The sequence below is a fragment of the Frankia tisae genome, assembly GCF_025403405.1.
GTDB lineage: Bacteria > Actinomycetota > Actinomycetes > Frankiales > Frankiaceae > Frankia > Frankia tisai.
This window is the reverse complement of record NZ_JANEZT010000105.1, coordinates 1-18,078: the sequence shown is the minus strand read 5'-3', so window position 1 is coordinate 18,078 and position 18,078 is coordinate 1. Positions and strand designations below refer to the sequence as shown.

Sequence of the window (18,078 nt, the reverse complement as noted above, 5' to 3'; positions counted from 1 at the left end):
GGCGACGCCGGTCTCGACGGCGGACACCCGCCCCGCCCCGCCGACGTGAACGAGCAGAATGGAGCCGTGACCGTACGTCCATCCGCTCTGGATCCCGCCATCGCCAGCCGCCTGCGTCGCAACGACGCCGGTCTGTTCCCGGCCATCGCCCAACAGCACGACACCGGCGAGGTGCTGATGCTCGGCTGGATGGACGACGAGGCGCTGCACCGCACGCTGACCACCGGGCGGGCCACGTACTGGAGCCGCAGCCGCGGGGAGTACTGGGTCAAGGGCGACACCTCCGGCCACCAGCAGTGGGTCCGCTCGGTCGCCCTCGACTGCGACGGCGACGCCGTCCTCGTCCGGGTGCACCAGATCGGCCCGGCCTGCCACACCGGCACCCGGACCTGCTTCGACGCCGATCCGCTGCCCGCGCGCGCGGGTAACCCCGGCGTCGCGGCCGACGCCGGGCCGGCCCGATGACCACCGGGCGGATCGTCCCCGACCGGGCCGCGTTCCACGCCGCCGCCGCCACCCGGCCGGTCGTCGCCGTCACCCGCCGGCTGCTCGCCGACGGGGAGACCCCGGTCGGGATCTACCGCAAGCTCGCCGGCGGCCCGGGCACCTTCCTGCTCGAGTCCGCCGAGCACGGCGGGGTGTGGTCCCGGTACTCGTTCGTCGGGGTGCGGGCGGCGGCGACGCTGACCGAACGCGACGGCCAGGCGGTCTGGGTCGGCACGCCACCGCGCGGGGTGCCGACCGAGGGCGACCCGCTGGACATCCTGCGCGCGGTGGAACGCTCCCTGCATGCCGACAACGATCCCGGCTCCCCGCCGCTGATGGGCGGCCTCGTCGGCTACCTCGGCTACGACCTCGTGCGCCGCATCGAGCGGCTGCCCTCGCATGCCGTCGACGATCTCGGCCTGCCCGAGCTGCGGATGCTGCTCACCACGGACCTCGCCGTCCTCGACCATGCGGACGGCTCCTGCCTGCTGGTCGCCAACGTCTTCACCGAGGCATCGGCCGAGTCGGGCCCGGATCCGGCCGACGCCACCCGCCCCGACCTCGACGCCCTCTACGACGACGCGGTGGCGAGGCTGGACGCGATGACCAGCGACCTGGCCAAGTGGAGCGAGCCGACGGTGGCGACGACCAGCGGTGCGGCCAGCGGGGTCGGGGACTTCGTCTCCGCCACCCCGCCCGGCGCCTTCCAGGCCTCGGTCGAGCGGGCCATCGAGGAGATCCGCGCTGGGGAGTGCTTCCAGATCGTGGTCTCCCAGCGTTTCGAGCGAGCGACCGCCGCCGATCCCCTCGACATCTACCGGGTGCTGCGCACGACCAACCCGAGTCCGTACATGTACCTGCTGCGGTTCGGTGACCACGACGTCGTCGGCTCCTCGCCGGAGGCGCACGTCAAGGTCACCGGGCGGCGGGCGTTGCTGCATCCCATCGCGGGCAGCCGGCCTCGGGGCGCGACGCCGGAACGCGACGCGCAGCTCGCGGCGCAGTTGCTCGCCGACCCGAAGGAGCGCTCGGAGCATGTGATGCTCGTCGACCTGGTCCGCAACGATCTGGGCCGGGTCTGCGTGCCCGGTTCGGTGCGGGTCGTCGAGTTCGCCGCCGTCGAACGGTTCTCGCACATCATGCATATCGTCTCCACGGTGATCGGTGAGGTGGCGCCTGAGCGCAGCGCCGTCGACGTGCTCACCGCGACATTCCCGGCGGGCACGCTCTCCGGGGCGCCGAAGGTGCGCGCGATGGAGGTCATCGACGAGTTGGAGCCCACGCGCCGGGGCCTCTACGGGGGCGTGGTCGGCTATCTGGACTTCGGCGGCGACCTGGACACCGCCATCGCGATCCGCACCACGGTGCTGCGCGGCGGCGTGGCCTACGTCCAGGCCGGCGCCGGCATCGTCGCCGATTCCGATCCCGACGCCGAGGACCTGGAGAGCCGCACGAAGGCGGCGGCGGTCCTGCGCGCGATCGAGGTCGCCGAGTCGCTGCGGCCCCCGGCATGAGCGCCGGCCCGCCTGCCCGCCCGGCCGAGGGCTCCCCCTCGGCCGAGAGCGACGGCCTGCCCGCGGACGCCCCGGCGGCCGCCGCCGACGATCTCCGCGCCATGCGGGCGGCTCGCCGCGGCCGCAGGGAACGGGTGCTCGCGGTGGTCGGCTGCCTGCTCGGCGCGGGCCTTGTCCTGGTGTGCAGCGGGGCGACCTGGATCTCCGCCCGGGTGGGCACCCCCCGTGGCGGGCTGGACGCCACCGCCGTGGCCGCGCCGCTCGCCGTGCACTGGACCGGCGGCGACATCGCCTCGGCGGCGACCGCGCTCGCCCTGGTCGGCCTTGCCGCCGCAGTCGCGATCATCGCAACCCGGCGGATCGGCCGCCCGATCGTCGGCCTGCTGGCAGTCGCCGCCGGGATCGGCATCGCCTACGTGGCGGTGCACGTCGGCTCCGATCCGCTGGCCGCCCTGCGCGACACCGACCAGGTCCGCCAGTTCGCCCCCGGCGGGCGGGCCGAGATCAGCGGCGTGCACCGCACCGTCGCGCCGTGGCTGGCAATGCTGGGCGGCGTGCTGCTCACCGCCGCCGGCGGCCTCGCTGTCCTACGAGGCCGCTCCTGGCCGGGGATGTCCGGCCGCTACCAGGCCCGCGAAGCCAGACCGGTCGACGCCTGGGACGCGATCGAGCGGGGCCGCGACCCGACCTGATCATCGCTGCCCGCCGGGGCCGGATCCGCCGGCACCCGTGGGCAGGTCGGCACCCATGGGCAGGTCGGGATACGGGGGCAAGGGCGCGAGGGCGATGGGCTCGAGCTGCGGGAGCGGGTCGGTCAGCGCCGCGAGCATCCGCGTGTGGCGTTCGAGGTCGGCCTCCAGCATGGCCATGAGTGCGTCCATCCGCGACAGGCAGCGGGCGAGCGCGTCGAGCTGCTCCTCCCAGGCGGGTGTGGCCGCCTCGCCGGCCGAGTCATGGTCCTCCACCCAGGCGGGGGCCGATGCTGGCCCAGCGGGGAACGCCCGTGGCGGCGGGGCCGAACTGGAGACCGGCGGCATACCGGAGACCGGGGAAATACCGAAGATCAGTGGAAAGGAGGTGCGGCGAGTGTCCATGGGAACTCCCTCGATGTCGAACGCATGTTCGACTATAGAGGATCGAAGGCATGTGCCGCCACCCTGCCGCGCCGACGGCGTGGCGCGGCGGGGTGTGATCGCCGAGTGTGAGGTGGGCCGGTGTTGCTCGACTGTTGATTACTTAGAGTTGTGGGTCGTAGCAAGTTGTGGGGGCCCCGGGCCGGGCCGCCGGGCCTGGCCTACCATCGGCGGCATGACCGCGACAGCCGCGAGCGCGGGTCGATGAGCGTCCTCGCCGAGATCCTCGACGGGGTCAGGGCCGACCTGGCCACCCGCGAGCAGCAGACCCCCCTCGCCGACCTCAAGCAGCGCGTGGAGCGCGTCCCCGACCCCAGGGACGCGCTCGCCGTGTTCCGTAACTCCCCGGTTTCGGTGATCGCCGAGGTCAAACGCAGTTCCCCGTCGAAGGGGAAGCTGGCGGCCATCGCCGATCCCGCGGCCCTCGCCCTCGACTACGAGGCCGGCGGCGCTGCCGCCATCAGCGTGCTCACCGAAGGGCGCCGCTTCGGCGGGTCGCTCGCCGACCTCGACGCCGTGCGCCGCGCGGTGGACGTCCCGCTGCTGCGCAAGGACTTCATCGTCTCGCCCTACCAGGTCTTCGAGGCGCGCGCGCACGGGGCGGACATCGTGCTGCTCATCGTTGCCGCGCTGGACCAGCCGCGGCTGGTCGGCCTGCGCGAACGGATCGAGTCGCTGGGCATGACCGCGCTCGTCGAGGTGCATGACGAGGCGGAGCTCGGCCGCGCGGTGGACGCCGACGCCCGGCTGATCGGCGTCAACGCTCGCGACCTGCGCACGTTGGAGGTCGACCGGGCCACGTTCGGCCGGCTCGCACCGATGGTGCCCGCCGGAGTGCTCACGGTGGCCGAGTCCGGCGTGCGCGGCCCGCACGACCTGCTGGCCTACGCCGCCGCCGGGGCCGACGCGGTGCTGGTCGGCGAGGCGGCGGTGACCGGCGATCCCCGCCAGACCATCGCCGACCTCGTGGCCGCGGGGGCGCATCCGGCTGCCAGGGTCGGCCGCTAGAGGCAGGGGCCGGCCGGGTTCGCCCGGCCTGTCGGTGCGGACCGATACAGTCGCACTGTGGCTACCCGAACCGCTGCCCAGCCAGCTCCCGCCGAGACCGCGACCGCGACGCCGTCCGTCGGCGCCGTCCGGGAGCAGGCGGAGAACTGGCAGGCGTTCCCCGACCCCGCGGGGCACTTCGGGCGGTTCGGCGGGCGGTTCGTGCCCGAGGCACTCATGGCGGCCCTCGACGAGCTGACCGAGGCCTACGACCAGGCCAGGGCGGACGAGGGCTTCGTCGCCGAGCTCGACCGCCTGCTCGCCACCTATGCCGGCCGGCCCACGCCGCTCACCGACGCCCACCGGCTCACCGAGCAGGTCGGCGGCGCCCGCATCCTGCTCAAGCGCGAGGACCTGGCCCACACCGGCTCACATAAGATCAACAATGTGCTCGGCCAGTGCCTGCTGGCCAGGCGGATGGGCAAGACCCGGGTCATCGCCGAGACCGGCGCCGGCCAGCATGGTGTGGCCACCGCCACCGCCAGCGCTCTGCTCGGCCTGGACTGCGTCGTCTACATGGGCGAGGAGGACACCCGTCGGCAGGCGCTCAACGTCGCCCGGATGCGTCTGCTCGGCGCCGAGGTCGTCCCGGTCGCCTCCGGCAGCCGCACCCTCAAGGACGCCATCAACGAGGCGATGCGCGACTGGGTCGCCACCGTCGAGCACACCCACTACTGCATCGGCTCGGTGATGGGCCCGCACCCCTTCCCGATGATGGTTCGCGACTTCCAGCGCATCATCGGCGTGGAGGCCCGGGCCCAGGTGCTCGAGCGCACCGGCCGGCTGCCCGACGCGGTCGTCGCCTGCGTCGGCGGCGGTTCCAATGCGATGGGCATCTTCCACCCGTTCATCCCCGACACCGCCGTCGCCCTGATCGGCTGCGAGGCCGGCGGGGACGGCGTCGCCACCGGCCGGCACGCCGCGGCGATCGCCGGTGGGTCCGCGGGCGTGCTGCACGGCATGCGGACCTTCCTGCTGCAGGACGAGTTCGGTCAGACGCAGGTGTCCCATTCGATCTCCGCCGGGCTGGACTACCCCGGCATCGGCCCCGAGCACGCGCTGCTACACGAGACCGGCCGGGCGAGCTATCGCGTCGTCGACGACGCCGCGGCGATGGCCGCGCTCGCGCTCGTCGCCCGCACCGAGGGCATCCTTGTCGCGATCGAGAGCGCCCACGCCTTCGCCGGGGCCTTCGACGTCGCCCGCGAGCTCGGCCCGGACGCGACCGTCCTGGTCAACTGCTCCGGTCGCGGCGACAAGGACGTCGACACGGCGGCCCGCTGGTTCGGCCTGCTCGACGACGCGGGCGGCGCCGCCGCCGGCGCCGCCGCCGGCGCGGACCCGCGCGGCTGACGCCGGCGCACAGCCAGCCCTCGGGCTCGACGGAACGGACGCAGCACGGTGCAGAGTCGGTTGGACGAGCGTTTCACGGCCGCCCGCGAGGAGGGCCGATCCCTGCTGGTCGGCTACCTGCCGGCCGGCTACCCGACGGTGGGCGGCGGGATTGCGGCGATGCGGGCCATGGTCGCGGCGGGCGTCGACGTCGTCGAGGTCGGCCTGCCCTACTCCGACCCGACGCTGGACGGCCCGGTGATCCAGGACGCCGCCGACGCGGCGCTGCGCGGCGGGGTGACGACCACGGACGTGCTGCGCACCGTCGAGGCGGTGGCCGCCACCGGCGCACCGGTCCTGGTCATGACCTACTGGAACCCGATCGACCGCTACGGCCCGGCGCGGTTCGCCGCCGACCTCGCCGCGGCCGGCGGGGCGGGGGCGATCACCCCGGACCTGCCGCCCGAGGAGGCGGCCCCGTGGCTCGCGGCGAGCGCGGAGCACGGCCTCGACCCGGTGTTCCTCGTCGCGCCCAGCTCCTCGGACGCCCGGATCCGGCTGGTCGCCGGGATCTCCCGTGGTTTCGTCTACGCCGCCTCCCTGATGGGCGTGACCGGCACCCGGGCCGCGGTCGGCACGCAGGCCGCCGATCTGGTCGCCCGGGTGCGGACCGCCACCGAGCTGCCGGTGGCGGTCGGCCTCGGGGTCAGCACCGGCGCGCAGGCCGCCGAGGTCGCCGGCTTCGCCGACGGGGTCATCGTCGGCTCGGCGTTGGTCAAGGTCCTGGTCGACGCGCAGCGCTCCGGCGCGGGCGACGCCGCCGCCCTCGACGGTATCGGCAGGCTCGCCGCCGAGCTCGCCGCCGGGGTCCGCACCCCCGTCCCGGCCTCGGCCTGAGCATTCCGGTCCCGCCGGCACCCGTGTCGGCGGGTACCTCCGCCGGAGTGGCGCCACCGCCCCCCACCGGGCCGCCGCAGCCCGCGGGATAGCCTGACGAACGTGGTACTCGCCGCCATCCCCAGCCCCTCCCGTGGTGTGGTGCATCTCGGGCCGGTGCCTCTGCGCGCCTACGCCCTGATGATCATCATCGGCATCGTGGTCGCCGTCGTCGTCACCGGGCGCAGGTTGCGTGCCCGAGGCATGGATCCGGCGATCGCCGGGGAGATCGCCTACTGGGCCGTCCCCTTCGGGATCGTCGGCGCCCGGATCTACCACGTCCTCAGCACCCCGGACGCCTACTTCGGCGACAACGGGCACGTCGCCGACGTGGTGAAGATCTGGAACGGTGGGCTGGGGATCTGGGGGGCCATCGCCGGCGGCGCGCTCGGCGCCTGGTTCGCCGCCCGCCGCCTCGGGATCAGCCTTTCCCTGTTCGCCGACGCCGCCGCGCCCGGGATCATCCTCGCGCAGGCCATCGGGCGCTGGGGTAACTGGTTCAACCAGGAGTTGTACGGCAAGCCCACCACGCTTCCCTGGGCGGTGCGCATCGACCCGGCGCACCGGGCCGACCCGGGGGTGGCGACGTACCAGCCGACATTCCTCTACGAGTTCCTGTGGAACCTCGTCGTGGCCGGCATCCTGCTGTTCGTCGACCGGCGCCACCGGCTCGGCCGGGGCCGGCTGTTCGCCCTGTACGTCGCGCTTTACACGTTCGGCCGCCTGTGGATCGAGATGCTGCGCATCGACACCGCGGACGAGATCCTCGGCCTGCGCGTGAACATCTGGACCTCCGCGATCGTCTGCATCGGCGCCGTGGTGGCGCTGCTGGTCGTGCGCCGGCCGGTGGATCCGGACGTGTCCCCGGAGGAGCAGCGGGCGCTGGGCCTCGTCCAGGAGCGGTCCCGGCGCCGGCCCGCGGACGTCGGCGTCGAGCCCGATGCCGCAGCCCGGACCACCGCCGACGACATCGACAAAGCCACCCGTGCCGAAGCCACCCGTGCCGAAGCCACCCGTGCCGAAGCCACCCGTGCCGAAGCCACCCGTGCCGAAGCCACCCGTGCCGAAGACACCCGTGCCGAAGACACCCGTGCCGCGGCTGGCGAGCAGCCGGTCACCGGGGCCGAAACCGGTGCGGGAGCGGTGCCGTCCGGGCGGGCTCAGGCCGAGGGGCCGCCCGCTCCCTGAGCAGGGTTTCGCGCTGTTTTCCCGGGCGGCGCCCATTGGCCCGCGGCGCAGTCCGGCCGCCTTACTCGGGCCGACCGCGGTGGTGCTTGGAAATGTGACGTTATACGGCCGTGATCTCCTGGACATATATGATCACGGCGTCTCGACGCGGCGCGTGGCACACTCGACGGGAGGGCAGCCGACGCTGGGCCAGCGCCGTCGTGCCCCCGTTCCACCTCGGACAGCGTCGTCCGCACCTCCTTCAGCCCCTGAAGATGGACAGGACTTCGCCGGATGCCGAGTGCGCAAGGTCTTTACGACCCCACCTTCGAACACGATGCCTGTGGTGTCGGCTTCGTCGTCGACGTGCACGGCCGTCGCAGCCACGAACTGGTCGACCAGGGCCTGACTGTGCTGCGCAACCTCGATCACCGAGGCGCGTCGGGCAGCGATCCGGACACCGGCGACGGAGCCGGCATCCTGGTCCAGGTCCCCGATCTGTTCCTGCGCGACGTGGTCGACTTCGCCCTGCCCGAGCCCGGGCGGTATGCGGTCGGCATCGCCTTCCTGCCGCAGGTCGCGGGGGAGCGCGACGATGCGGTGCGCACGATCAGCCGCATCGTCCGCCAGGAGGGGCTGCGGGTCCTCGGCTGGCGTGAGGTGCCGACGGTCAGCCACATCGTCGGGCACGCCGCCCGGGAGGTGGAGCCGCGGATGCGTCAGCTCTTCCTCGCGCCTGCAGGCAGCCTGCCCGCCTCGGGAGCGCAGGGCGCGGCGATCGCGCGGGGGGCGGCCGAGGGCGGTGCCGACGACGGCTTCGACGCGGGTGAGCTGGAGCGTCGGGCGTTCTGCGTGCGCAAGCGGATCCGCCGGGAGACCGGCGTCTACCTGGCGTCACTGTCGTCGCGGACGCTGGTCTACAAGGGGATGCTGACCACCCATCAGCTCTCGGCGTACTTCCCGGACCTCGATGACCCGCGGTTCGCCAGCGCCATCGCGCTCGTGCACAGCCGCTTCTCGACGAACACGTTCCCGAGCTGGCCGCTGGCGCACCCCTACCGGTTTGTCGCGCACAACGGTGAGATCAACACCGTTCGCGGCAACCGGAACTGGATGCGGGCCCGCGAGGCGCTGCTGGCCAGCGACCTCATTCCCGGCGACCTGGCTCGGTTGTTCCCCATCTGCGCGGACGGCGCGAGCGACTCGGCGAGCTTCGACGAGGTGCTGGAGCTGCTGCACCTGGGCGGGCGCAGCCTGCCGCACTCGGTGCTGATGATGATCCCCGAGGCGTGGGAGAACCACGCCGAGATGGACCCGGCGCTGCGGGCCTTCTACGAGTTCCACTCCGCCCTGATGGAGCCCTGGGACGGCCCGGCGTCGATCGCGTTCACCGACGGCACGGTCATCGGCGCGGTGCTGGACCGCAACGGCCTGCGCCCGTCGCGGTACTGGGTGACCGACGACGGGCTGGTCGTGATGGCCTCCGAGGTCGGCGTGCTCGACATCCCGCCGCACAAGGTCGTCCGGAAGGGGCGGTTGCAGCCGGGCCGGATGTTCCTCGTCGACACCGCACAGCAGCGCATCGTCAGCGACGATGAGATCAAGTCGGAGCTGTCGACCGCCGCCCCCTACGCCGAGTGGCTGCACGCCGGGCTGATCTCGCTGGATGACCTGCCCGACCGCGAGCAGATCATCTACGGCCACTCCTCCGTGCTGCGCCGCCAGCAGGTGTTCGGCTACACCGAGGAGGAACTGCGCGTTCTGGTCGCGCCGATGGCGCGGGCCGGCGCCGAGCCGATCGGCTCGATGGGTACCGACACGCCCGTCGCCGTGCTTTCCAGCCGCCCCCGGCTGCTGTTCGACTACTTCACCCAGTTGTTCGCGCAGGTCACCAACCCGCCGCTGGACGCGATCCGGGAGGAGCTGGTCACCAGCCTCGGGCGCACCCTGGGCCCGGAGGGCAACCTGCTCGCGCCGTCGCCGGCGTCGTGCCGGATGGTGCACCTGCCCTACCCGGTGATCTCCAGCGGCCAGCTCTCGAAGATCATCGGTATCAACGACGACGGCGACATGCCCGGCTTCGCCTCGGTGACGGTGCGCGGCCTCTACGACGTCGACGGCGGCGGGGCGGCGCTCGCGGCCCGCCTGGACGAGATCTGCGCCGGAGTCAGCGAGGCCATCGCCGACGGGGCGCGCGTCGTCGTGCTCTCCGACCGCGACTCCGACGGGCGCAAGGCACCGATCCCGTCGCTGCTGCTCACCGCGGCCGTGCACCATCATCTGATCCGGGAGCGGACCCGGACGAAGGTCGGCCTCATCGTCGAGTGCGGCGACGCCCGCGAGGTCCACCACATCGCCCTGCTCACCGGCTACGGCGCCGCGGCGGTCAACCCGTACCTGGCGTTCGAGTCGATCGACGCGCTCATCGCCGAAGGCGAGATCGTCGGCGTGTCCCGGGAGCAGGCCGAGAAGAACCTGATCAAGGCGCTGGGCAAGGGCGTGCTGAAGGTGATGTCCAAGATGGGCATCTCCACCGTGGCCAGCTACACCGGCGCGCAGGTCTTCGAGGCGATCGGGCTGTCCCAGGAGCTGGTCGACACCTACTTCGTCGGCACCCCGTCGCGCCTCGACGGCGTCGGCCTCGGCGTGATCGCCGACGAGGTCGCCGCGCGGCACCGCCGCGCGCACCCGCGGGTCCCCTCCGAGCTGGCGCACCGCGGGCTGGAAATCGGCGGCGAGTACCAGTGGCGGCGCGAGGGCGAGATCCACCTGTTCAACCCGGAGACCGTCTTCCTGCTCCAGCACGCCACCCGCACCCGCCGGTACGAGGTCTTCCAGGAGTACACCGGCAAGGTCGACGGCCTGTCCCGGGAGAACTCGACCCTGCGCGGGCTGTTCGAGCTGCGCACCGGGGTACGCCCGCCGGTGCCGATCGACGAGGTCGAACCGGTCTCGGAGATCGTCAAGCGGTTCGCGACCGGCGCCATGTCCTACGGATCGATCAGCGCCGAGGCCCACGAGACGCTGGCCATCGCCATGAACCGGCTCGGCGGCAAGTCGAACACCGGCGAGGGCGGCGAGGACGCCGAGCGCTTCGTCCCCGACGCCAACGGCGATCTGCGCCGCTCGGCGGTCAAGCAGGTCGCCAGCGGCCGGTTCGGCGTGACCAGCGAGTACCTGGCCAACGCCGACGACATCCAGATCAAGATGGCGCAGGGGGCGAAGCCCGGCGAGGGCGGCCAGCTACCGGCGCACAAGGTCTATCCGTGGATCGCCAGGACCCGGCACTCGACGCCGGGCGTCGGGCTCATCTCCCCGCCGCCGCACCACGACATCTACTCGATCGAGGACCTCGCCCAGCTCATCCACGACCTGAAGAACGCCAACCCGAAGGCGCGGGTGCACGTCAAGCTGGTCGCCGAGGTCGGCGTCGGCACGGTCGCCGCCGGCGTCTCCAAGGCGCACGCCGACGTGGTGCTGATCTCCGGGCACGACGGCGGCACCGGCGCGTCCCCGCTGACCTCGCTCAAGCACGCCGGCGCCCCGTGGGAGCTGGGCCTGGCCGAGACCCAGCAGACGCTGCTGCTCAACGGGCTGCGCGACCGGATCGTCGTGCAGGTCGACGGCCAGCTCAAGACCGGCCGTGACGTCATCGTCGGCGCGCTGCTCGGCGCCGAGGAGTTCGGTTTCGCCACCGCGCCGCTGGTCGTCGCCGGCTGCGTGATGATGCGCGTCTGCCACCTCGACACCTGCCCCGTCGGCGTGGCCACCCAGAACCCGGCGCTGCGGGAACGGTTCACCGGCAAGCCGGAGTTCGTCGAGGCGTTCTTCCTCTTCATCGCCGAGGAGGTCCGCGCCTATCTCGCGGCGCTGGGCTTCCGCACGCTGAAGGAGGCCGTCGGCCGGGTCGACCTGCTCGACGCCCGCGCGGCGGTCGAGCACTGGAAGGCCTCCGGGCTCGACATCACCCCGCTGCTGCACAGCCCCGAGCGGCCGTTCGGCGGCTCGCTGAACTGCACCTCCAGCCAGGACCACGGGCTGGACAAGGCGCTGGACAACTCGCTGATCCAGCTCTGCGAGGGCGCGCTCGACGAGGGCCGGCCGGTGTGGCTGGAGATGCCGATCCGTAACGTCAACCGCACCGTCGGCACCATGCTCGGCTACGAGGTGACGAAGCGGTACGGCGCGGCCGGGCTGCCCGACGACACGATCCAGCTGCGCTTCACCGGGTCCGCCGGGCAGAGCTTCGGCGCCTTCGCCCCCCGGGGCATGACGCTGACCCTCGAAGGCGACGTGAACGACTACACCGGCAAGGGTCTGTCCGGCGGCAAGATCTTCGTGTTCCCGCCGAAGGAGTCGCCGCTGCGCGCCGAGGACAACATCGTCGCCGGCAACGTCCTGCTCTACGGGGCGACGGCGGGCGAGGCGTTCTTCCGCGGGATCGTCGGCGAGCGGTTCTGCGTGCGCAACTCCGGGGCGACCGCGGTCGTCGAGGGCGTCGGCGACCACGGCTGCGAGTACATGACCGGCGGCACGGTGCTGGTCCTCGGCGCGATCGGGCGTAACTTCGCCGCGGGCATGAGCGGCGGCGTGGCCTACCTCCACGACCCGGTCGAGGCCCGGATCAACACCGAGATGGTCGACGTCGAGGGCCTGGACCCCGCCGACGAGGCGGTCGTGCGCGACCTGCTCGTCCGGCACCGCCGGGAAACCGGTTCGACGGTGGCCGCGCGCCTGCATGCCGACTGGGAGAACGTGCGCGGCGCGTTCCGCAAGGTCATGCCGCGTGACTACAAGCGGGTGCTCACCGCGATCCGCCAGGCCGAAGAGCAGGGCCTCGTCGCCGAAGACGTGATCATGGAGGCGAGCCGTGCCTGACCGGCGCGTCACGCGCGGCGGCCGGCCGGTCGCCCGGCGGCTGATCGCCCAGAAGCTGATCGCACAGCGGGCCGGGCGGCCCGGACGGATCCGACAGGAGTGTCATGGCTGACCCGACAGGCTTCCTCAAGCACCGCCGGGAGCTGCCGAAGCGCCGGCCGGTCGACCTCCGCCTCCAGGACTGGCAGGAGGTCTACCAGCCCTTCCCCGAGGAGCACCTGCGTGAGCAGGCCGGCCGGTGCATGGACTGCGGCATCCCGTTCTGCCACAACGGCTGTCCGCTGGGCAACCTCATCCCCGAGTGGAACGACCTGTCCCGGCGCGGGGACTGGACCGACGCGATCGAGCGGCTGCACGCGACGAACAACTTCCCGGAGTTCACCGGCCGGCTGTGCCCCGCGCCCTGCGAGGCGGCCTGCGTGCTGGGCATCGGGGACGACCCGGTGACCATCAAGCAGGTCGAGGTCAGCATCATCGACCGCGCCTGGGCGGACGGAACCGTCGTCCCGGTGCCGCCGAGCGTGCGCACCGGCCGGCGGGTCGCGGTCGTCGGGTCCGGGCCGGCCGGGCTCGCCGCCGCCCAGCAGCTCACCCGAGCCGGGCACGACGTCGCCGTGTACGAGCGTGCGGACCGGATCGGCGGGCTGCTGCGCTACGGCATTCCCGAGTTCAAGATGGAAAAGAAGGTCATCGACCAGCGACTTGCCCAGATGGAGGCCGAAGGTACCTCGTTCGTCACCTCCTGCAATGTCGGGGTCGACATCACCGCTGACGAGCTGCGGTCCTCCTACGACGCGGTCGTCCTCGCGGGCGGCTCGACAGTCGGCCGTGACCTGCCGGTCCCCGGCCGGGAGTTCGGCGGCATCCATCTGGCCATGGAGTTCCTCGTCCCGGCGAACCAGGTCGCCCAGGGTGACCTGGCGACCTCGCCGATCTCGGCGCGGGGCAAGCGGGTCGTCATCATCGGCGGCGGCGACACCGGCGCGGACTGCCTGGGCACCTCGCACCGGCAGGGCGCGGCGTCGGTGCACCAGCTCGAGATCATGCCGCGGCCGCCGGAGCTGCGGGCGCCGGCCAACCCGTGGCCGTCGTACCCGATCGTCTACCGGGTCTCCAGCGCGCACGAGGAGGGCGGCGAACGGGTGTTCGCCGTCAACACCGAGCGGTTCCTCGGCGACGACGAGGGCAACGTGCGGGCGCTGCGCATGCACGAGGTCCGTTTCGCCGACGGGAAGTTCGTCAAGGTCGAGGGCACCGACATCGAGCTGCCCTGCGAGCTGGTGCTGCTGGCCATGGGCTTCACCGGCCCGCAGCGGCCCGGTCTGCTCGCCGATCTCGGCGTCGAGCTCGACGCCCGGGGCAACGTCGCCCGCGACGCCGGCTGGTCGTCGTCGGTGCCCGGCGTGTTCGTCGCCGGGGACATGGGCCGCGGCCAGTCGTTGGTCGTCTGGGCGATCTCGGAGGGGCGCTCGGCGGCCGCCGCGGTCGACCGCTACCTGATGGGCCGCACCGACCTGCCCGATCCGATCACTCCAACCCGTCGCTGACGGTGACATTTAGCTGTGATGTGCCTTGCTCCCTGCCGGATATGTCCCGATTGACCGAGAACCGCGATGGGCGTCGGCGCTGGTGGCGGTACCGTCCTGTCATATGAGGCTCGTGCTGCTCGGCCCCCCGGGCTCCGGCAAGGGAACGCAGGGTGCGCGGATCGGCGCCCGGCATGGCATCCCCGCGATCTCCACCGGACAGCTGTTCGACCGGCAGATCGCCGCGGGCACGGAGCTGGGCCGGCGGGCCGAGCGCTACGTCCGCGCCGGCGAGCTCGTTCCCGACGAGATCGTCCTGGACATGGTCGCCGAACGGCTCGCCGGCGACGTCGACTGCGAGGTCGGTTTCCTGCTCGACGGCTTTCCCCGCACCTACCCGCAGGCGGAGGCGCTGGACCGGATGCTCGCCGCGAGCTGCGGGCCCCTCGACGCGGTCGTCGACCTCGACGTCGACATCGACGAGGTGCTCGACCGCATCCGGCGCCGCGCACGCACCGAGGACCGCGTCGACGACGCGGAGGACACCGCACGCCGCCGCCTGAAGGTCTTCGCCGAGGAGACCGCGCCGCTGCGCCGCTACTACGGCCACAGCGGCCTGCTGCGCACCGTGGACGGCGCGGGCACCCCCGACGAGGTGGCGGCTCGCATCGAGCGAGTGCTGGCGGACACCGCCCACCCCGAGCTGCCCCTGCTCGGCTGACGGCAGCGCCCGGCCTGTTGACGGGTTCGGAGTTCACCCCGGCGGGGGAGCTCCGAGGAGTCGCCGGTCGCCGCCGCCCGCGGTGCCCCGCGCCGGGCGCGATATCTTGACGGCGGTGAGCCAGGGTGCAGAGGAACGGAAGTCGTCGGCGGGGGCCGCGGGCGTCGCTCCGGCCGCCGGGCCGCCGAACACGGCTCGCCGCCGCGCCGCGCACGCCGGTCTCGTCGCCCTCGTCGTGGTCTGCTGGCTGCCGCTGGTGGTCATCCTCACCGCGTCGCGGACCGTGCTGCACCCGGCCTTCTACTCCCAGTCGCTGACCCGGGCGCATGCCTACGACCGCATCTACACCGAGGTTCTGCCCGACCCCGCGGTCGACACCCTGCTCGCCGGGCTGCCGATCGACAGCTCACTGGTCACCTCGAACCTGCGGACGGTGCTGCCGCCGGCGACGGTGCAGGAGATGACCGACGAGCAGATCACCCGGATCGTCGACTACCTGCGGGCCCGCACCGGCGACGTCGAGCTCGCCGTCGACCTGCGCCCGATCTTCGGCAACATCTCCGGCCTGGCCAATCGCTACATCGCCGGTGAGCTCGGCGCCGGCACCAGGTACCGGGTCACCTCCGTGCAGGATTTCACCCAGGGCGTGCTGACCGCGCTCGACGACATCGCGGCGGGTCGTCCCCCGGCGTCGCTGCCCACGATCGAGCTGACCCCGCAGGACACCGACCGGATCCTGCCCCTCGTGCTCGACCGGGTGGACCCGGCGACCCGAGACCGCGTCGGACCCGAGCTGCGGGCGATGCTGCGCTCCGGCGACGTCGCCGCGGCGCTGGCCCTCATCGGCCCGCAGGTGTTCCAGGGCGACGAGCGGGCCACCGCCCGCCTCCAGGCGTCGCTGCACGGCTCCACCCTCGATCTCGGGCTCCGCCTGTCGGACCTGCGCGACACCCCGGCGATCAGCGCGATCGACCGCCTGCACGACGTCGCCGCCGCCCTGACCTGGGCGACCGTTCTGCTCAGTGTGGTCATGGCAGGGGCGCTGGCCGGCATCGTCGTCCTGGCCGGGCGGCGAGGGGTGTCGCGGGTGCGTGCGGCAGCCGGGGCGGTGATCGCGGCCGGGCTCGGCGCGGCCGGGCTCGGCGCGGTGTTGCGCCTCGCCCTGCCCAATCCGTTGGCCTCGCTCGCCGGGCCGCGCTCGCCGCTGCCCCCGGGGGCGAGCGGGGTGCTCGTCGACTTCTCCCGGCACGCCTACGGGACGGTGGAGAGCGACTACCTGCGGGTCGTGGCCTGGACGCTCCTCGTCGGCCTCGTCGCAGCCGGACTGTCGCTGCTGGTCGCGGCGTCGGCACGGTGGAGTCGGACTGGTCGCCGCCGCCGGGTCGCCACCGCGTTCGTCCTGGCCGTGCCGGTGATGGTGACCGTGACCTGGACCGCCTTCCCCGGCGCCGCCGCCGAACCCCGCGAGCTGTGCGAGAGCAGCCCGTCGCTGTGCGACCGGCGATACGACCAGGTGACCTATCTCGCGACCCACAACGCGATGGCGAACAGCGAGGACCGGTTCCTCGGCCCGTCCCAGGACCCCACGATCGTCCACCAGCTCGACCTCGGGGTCCGGACGCTGCTGATCGACGTCCATCACTGGACGCCGCCGGCGCAGGTCGAGGCGTACCTGGCCACCTTGGCGCCGGCGACCCGCGCGGCGCTGGCGCCGCTGGCCCAGGGCGCCGTCTCGACGCGGCCCGGAGTCTGGCTGTGCCACAACCTGTGCCAGCTCGGCTCGCTTGACTTCGTCGCGGAACTCGGCCGGGTGCGGGACTGGATGACCCGCAACCCCACCGAGGTGGTGAGCCTGATCATCCAGGATGACGACGTCCCCGCCAGCGAGATCGCGGGCGGGGTGGCGTCGGCCGGGCTCGCGGGGATGGTGGCGACTCCGCCGGACGACCCGCACGGGCGCTGGCCGACGCTGCGAACCATGATTGATTCGGGCCGGCGGCTGGTGGTCTTCACCGAGCGCCAGGACCTGCCGGGCACGTTCCTGCGCAGCTTCTACCGGTATGCCGCCGACACGCCCTTCGACGCGAAGCGGCCCGAGGACCTGCGCGGCTGCGTACGCAACCGGGGCGCGGCCGGAGCCGGGCTGCTGCTGATGAACCACTGGCTCACCGACGCCGCGCCCAGCCGGCGGGCCGCGCTGACCTCCAACGCCACCGACACCATCGTCGGGCGGGCTGAACGCTGCCGCGCGGAGCAGGGGCGGGCGCCGACGTTCGTCGCGGTCGACTTTTCCACCATCGGCACGGCGCAGCCCGCGGTGGACCGGCTCAACCGCCTTTCCGCTTCGCCCGCCACCGCCGCCGGAGGCTGACGCGGCGCAGGCCCGTGGGAGCATGAGCCGGCCATCGTGCGTTGCAACTCGCGAGATGACGGTCCGTTCCACCCATACCCGCGCAAGGGAGCTCAGGTGCCCATCTGGAACCAGCTGCGGCAGTCCGCCCAGACGATGCAGGGCCAGCTGGCCGCGAAGAAGAACGACCTGAAGAGCGGTGCCTTTCGCGACGCCAGCATGGCGATCTGCGCGCTGGTGGCGGCGGCGGACGGGACGGTCGACCCGGCGGAGCGCCAGCGGGTCGCGTCGTTGATCATCTCCAATGACGTGCTCAACAACTTCCCGGCCGACGATCTCCAGCGTCGCTTCAACGACTACGTCGGCAAGCTGCAGGCGGACTTCGAGTTCGGCAAGGTGTCCGTCCTGCAGGACATCGGCAAGACGAAGAAGAAGCCGGCCGAGGCACGCGCCGTCATCCAGATCGGGATCGTCATCGGCGGGGCCGACGGCACGTTCGACAAGAGCGAGCAGGCCGTCGTGCGCGAGGCCTGCTTCGCCGTCGGCATCAGCCCCGAGGAGTTCGATCTCTGACTCCAGCTGATGCCCTGCTGACAGCCGGGGCGGGCCTGCTGGCGGGAGCGGTCAACGCCATCGCCGGCGGGGGCACCCTGATCGCCTTCCCGGCTCTGCTCACCACCGGGATGCCCGCGCTGACCGCGAACATCACCTCCTCGGTGGGCCTGCTCACCGGCTATGCCGGCGGCGCGTTGGGCTACCGCCGTGAGCTCGCCGACCAGCTTGACCGGCTGCGGGCGCTCGGACCGCCCGCGATGCTCGGCGGGATCGTCGGCGCGGTCGTGCTGCTGGCCACCCCGTCGGACAGCTTCCGGGCCCTGGTCCCGTATCTCGTCCTGGTGTCATGCCTGCTGCTGGCGGCGCAGACCCGGCTGGCCGCCCTCGTGGCGCGTCGGCGGGCCGCGGACGGCGGGTCGGGGAACGGCGGGTC

14 protein-coding genes are annotated in these 18,078 nt (G+C 72.8%); 13 read left to right on the top strand and 1 reads right to left on the bottom strand.

The window, feature by feature from the left end:
• From hisI to NBZ85_RS12605, 3 genes are all read left to right on the top strand, one after another.
• On the top strand, window positions 1-465 hold a 465-nt coding region (hisI, locus tag NBZ85_RS12615; RefSeq protein WP_498041242.1), incomplete at its 5' end, for a phosphoribosyl-AMP cyclohydrolase.
• On the top strand, window positions 462-2,000 hold the full coding sequence (locus tag NBZ85_RS12610) for an anthranilate synthase component I (protein ID WP_261555342.1): 1,539 nt from the start codon (window positions 462-464) through the stop codon (window positions 1,998-2,000). The genes hisI and NBZ85_RS12610, both read left to right, overlap by 4 nt.
• A complete protein-coding gene (locus tag NBZ85_RS12605; RefSeq protein ID WP_261555341.1) occupies window positions 1,997-2,692 on the top strand; it encodes a Trp biosynthesis-associated membrane protein in 696 nt (231 codons plus the stop codon). Before NBZ85_RS12610 ends, NBZ85_RS12605 begins: the two co-directional genes overlap by 4 nt.
• Here the strand turns inward: NBZ85_RS12605 and NBZ85_RS12600 are convergent, their stop codons facing one another.
• Window positions 2,693-3,094, bottom strand: a complete 402-nt coding sequence (locus NBZ85_RS12600) for a hypothetical protein (protein WP_261555338.1) — start codon at window positions 3,092-3,094, stop codon at window positions 2,693-2,695.
• Window positions 3,095-3,337: 243 nt separating this feature from the next.
• Here NBZ85_RS12600 and trpC point away from each other — a divergent pair, with 243 nt between their 5' ends.
• The 10 genes from trpC to NBZ85_RS12550 all read left to right on the top strand — a co-directional run.
• Entirely contained in the window at window positions 3,338-4,141 is an 804-nt protein-coding gene (gene trpC / locus NBZ85_RS12595) for an indole-3-glycerol phosphate synthase TrpC (RefSeq protein ID WP_261555336.1), read from the top strand.
• Window positions 4,142-4,198: 57 nt separating this feature from the next.
• Window positions 4,199-5,533 carry a tryptophan synthase subunit beta gene (trpB, locus tag NBZ85_RS12590; protein ID WP_261555329.1) on the top strand — a complete coding sequence of 445 codons (1,335 nt, stop codon included), beginning with the start codon at window positions 4,199-4,201 and terminating at the stop codon, window positions 5,531-5,533.
• Window positions 5,534-5,581: 48 nt separating this feature from the next.
• The gene (gene trpA / locus NBZ85_RS12585; RefSeq protein ID WP_261555328.1) at window positions 5,582-6,409 is read left to right on the top strand and encodes a tryptophan synthase subunit alpha; all 828 of its coding nucleotides are present in this window, start codon (window positions 5,582-5,584) and stop codon (window positions 6,407-6,409) included.
• Window positions 6,410-6,511: 102 nt separating this feature from the next.
• Window positions 6,512-7,636: a prolipoprotein diacylglyceryl transferase gene (gene lgt, locus NBZ85_RS12580; protein ID WP_261561976.1), complete on the top strand. Its 1,125-nt coding sequence runs from the start codon at window positions 6,512-6,514 to the stop codon at window positions 7,634-7,636.
• 273 nt (window positions 7,637-7,909) lie between these two features.
• On the top strand, window positions 7,910-12,493 hold the full coding sequence (gene gltB / locus NBZ85_RS12575) for a glutamate synthase large subunit (protein ID WP_261555326.1): 4,584 nt from the start codon (window positions 7,910-7,912) through the stop codon (window positions 12,491-12,493).
• A 104-nt stretch (window positions 12,494-12,597) separates the two neighbouring features.
• Entirely contained in the window at window positions 12,598-14,040 is a 1,443-nt protein-coding gene (locus NBZ85_RS12570; RefSeq protein WP_261555325.1) for a glutamate synthase subunit beta, read from the top strand.
• 103 nt (window positions 14,041-14,143) lie between these two features.
• The gene (locus NBZ85_RS12565) at window positions 14,144-14,740 is read left to right on the top strand and encodes an adenylate kinase (protein WP_261555324.1); all 597 of its coding nucleotides are present in this window, start codon (window positions 14,144-14,146) and stop codon (window positions 14,738-14,740) included.
• Between the two features lie 106 nt (window positions 14,741-14,846).
• Window positions 14,847-17,111, top strand: coding sequence for a phosphoinositide-specific phospholipase C-related protein (locus tag NBZ85_RS12560; protein WP_261555323.1), 2,265 nt, complete (start codon window positions 14,847-14,849; stop codon window positions 17,109-17,111).
• Between the two features lie 96 nt (window positions 17,112-17,207).
• Window positions 17,208-17,663 carry a tellurite resistance TerB family protein gene (locus tag NBZ85_RS12555; protein WP_261555322.1) on the top strand — a complete coding sequence of 152 codons (456 nt, stop codon included), beginning with the start codon at window positions 17,208-17,210 and terminating at the stop codon, window positions 17,661-17,663.
• On the top strand, window positions 17,660-18,078 hold a 419-nt coding region (locus NBZ85_RS12550; RefSeq protein ID WP_261561977.1), incomplete at its 3' end, for a sulfite exporter TauE/SafE family protein. The genes NBZ85_RS12555 and NBZ85_RS12550, both read left to right, overlap by 4 nt.

Bases quoted from the DNA above. Each gene is read 5' to 3' on its own strand.
- NBZ85_RS12610 (WP_261555342.1), top strand. From the start codon at position 462: ATGACCACCGGGCGGATCGTCCCCGACCGGGCCGCGTTCCACGCCGCC.
- NBZ85_RS12605 (WP_261555341.1), top strand. From the start codon at position 1,997: ATGAGCGCCGGCCCGCCTGCCCGCCCGGCCGAGGGCTCCCCCTCGGCC.
- NBZ85_RS12600 (WP_261555338.1), bottom strand. From the start codon at position 3,094: ATGGACACTCGCCGCACCTCCTTTCCACTGATCTTCGGTATTTCCCCG.
- trpC (WP_261555336.1), top strand. From the start codon at position 3,338: ATGAGCGTCCTCGCCGAGATCCTCGACGGGGTCAGGGCCGACCTGGCC.
- gltB (WP_261555326.1), top strand. From the start codon at position 7,910: ATGCCGAGTGCGCAAGGTCTTTACGACCCCACCTTCGAACACGATGCC.
- NBZ85_RS12570 (WP_261555325.1), top strand. From the start codon at position 12,598: ATGGCTGACCCGACAGGCTTCCTCAAGCACCGCCGGGAGCTGCCGAAG.
- NBZ85_RS12565 (WP_261555324.1), top strand. From the start codon at position 14,144: ATGAGGCTCGTGCTGCTCGGCCCCCCGGGCTCCGGCAAGGGAACGCAG.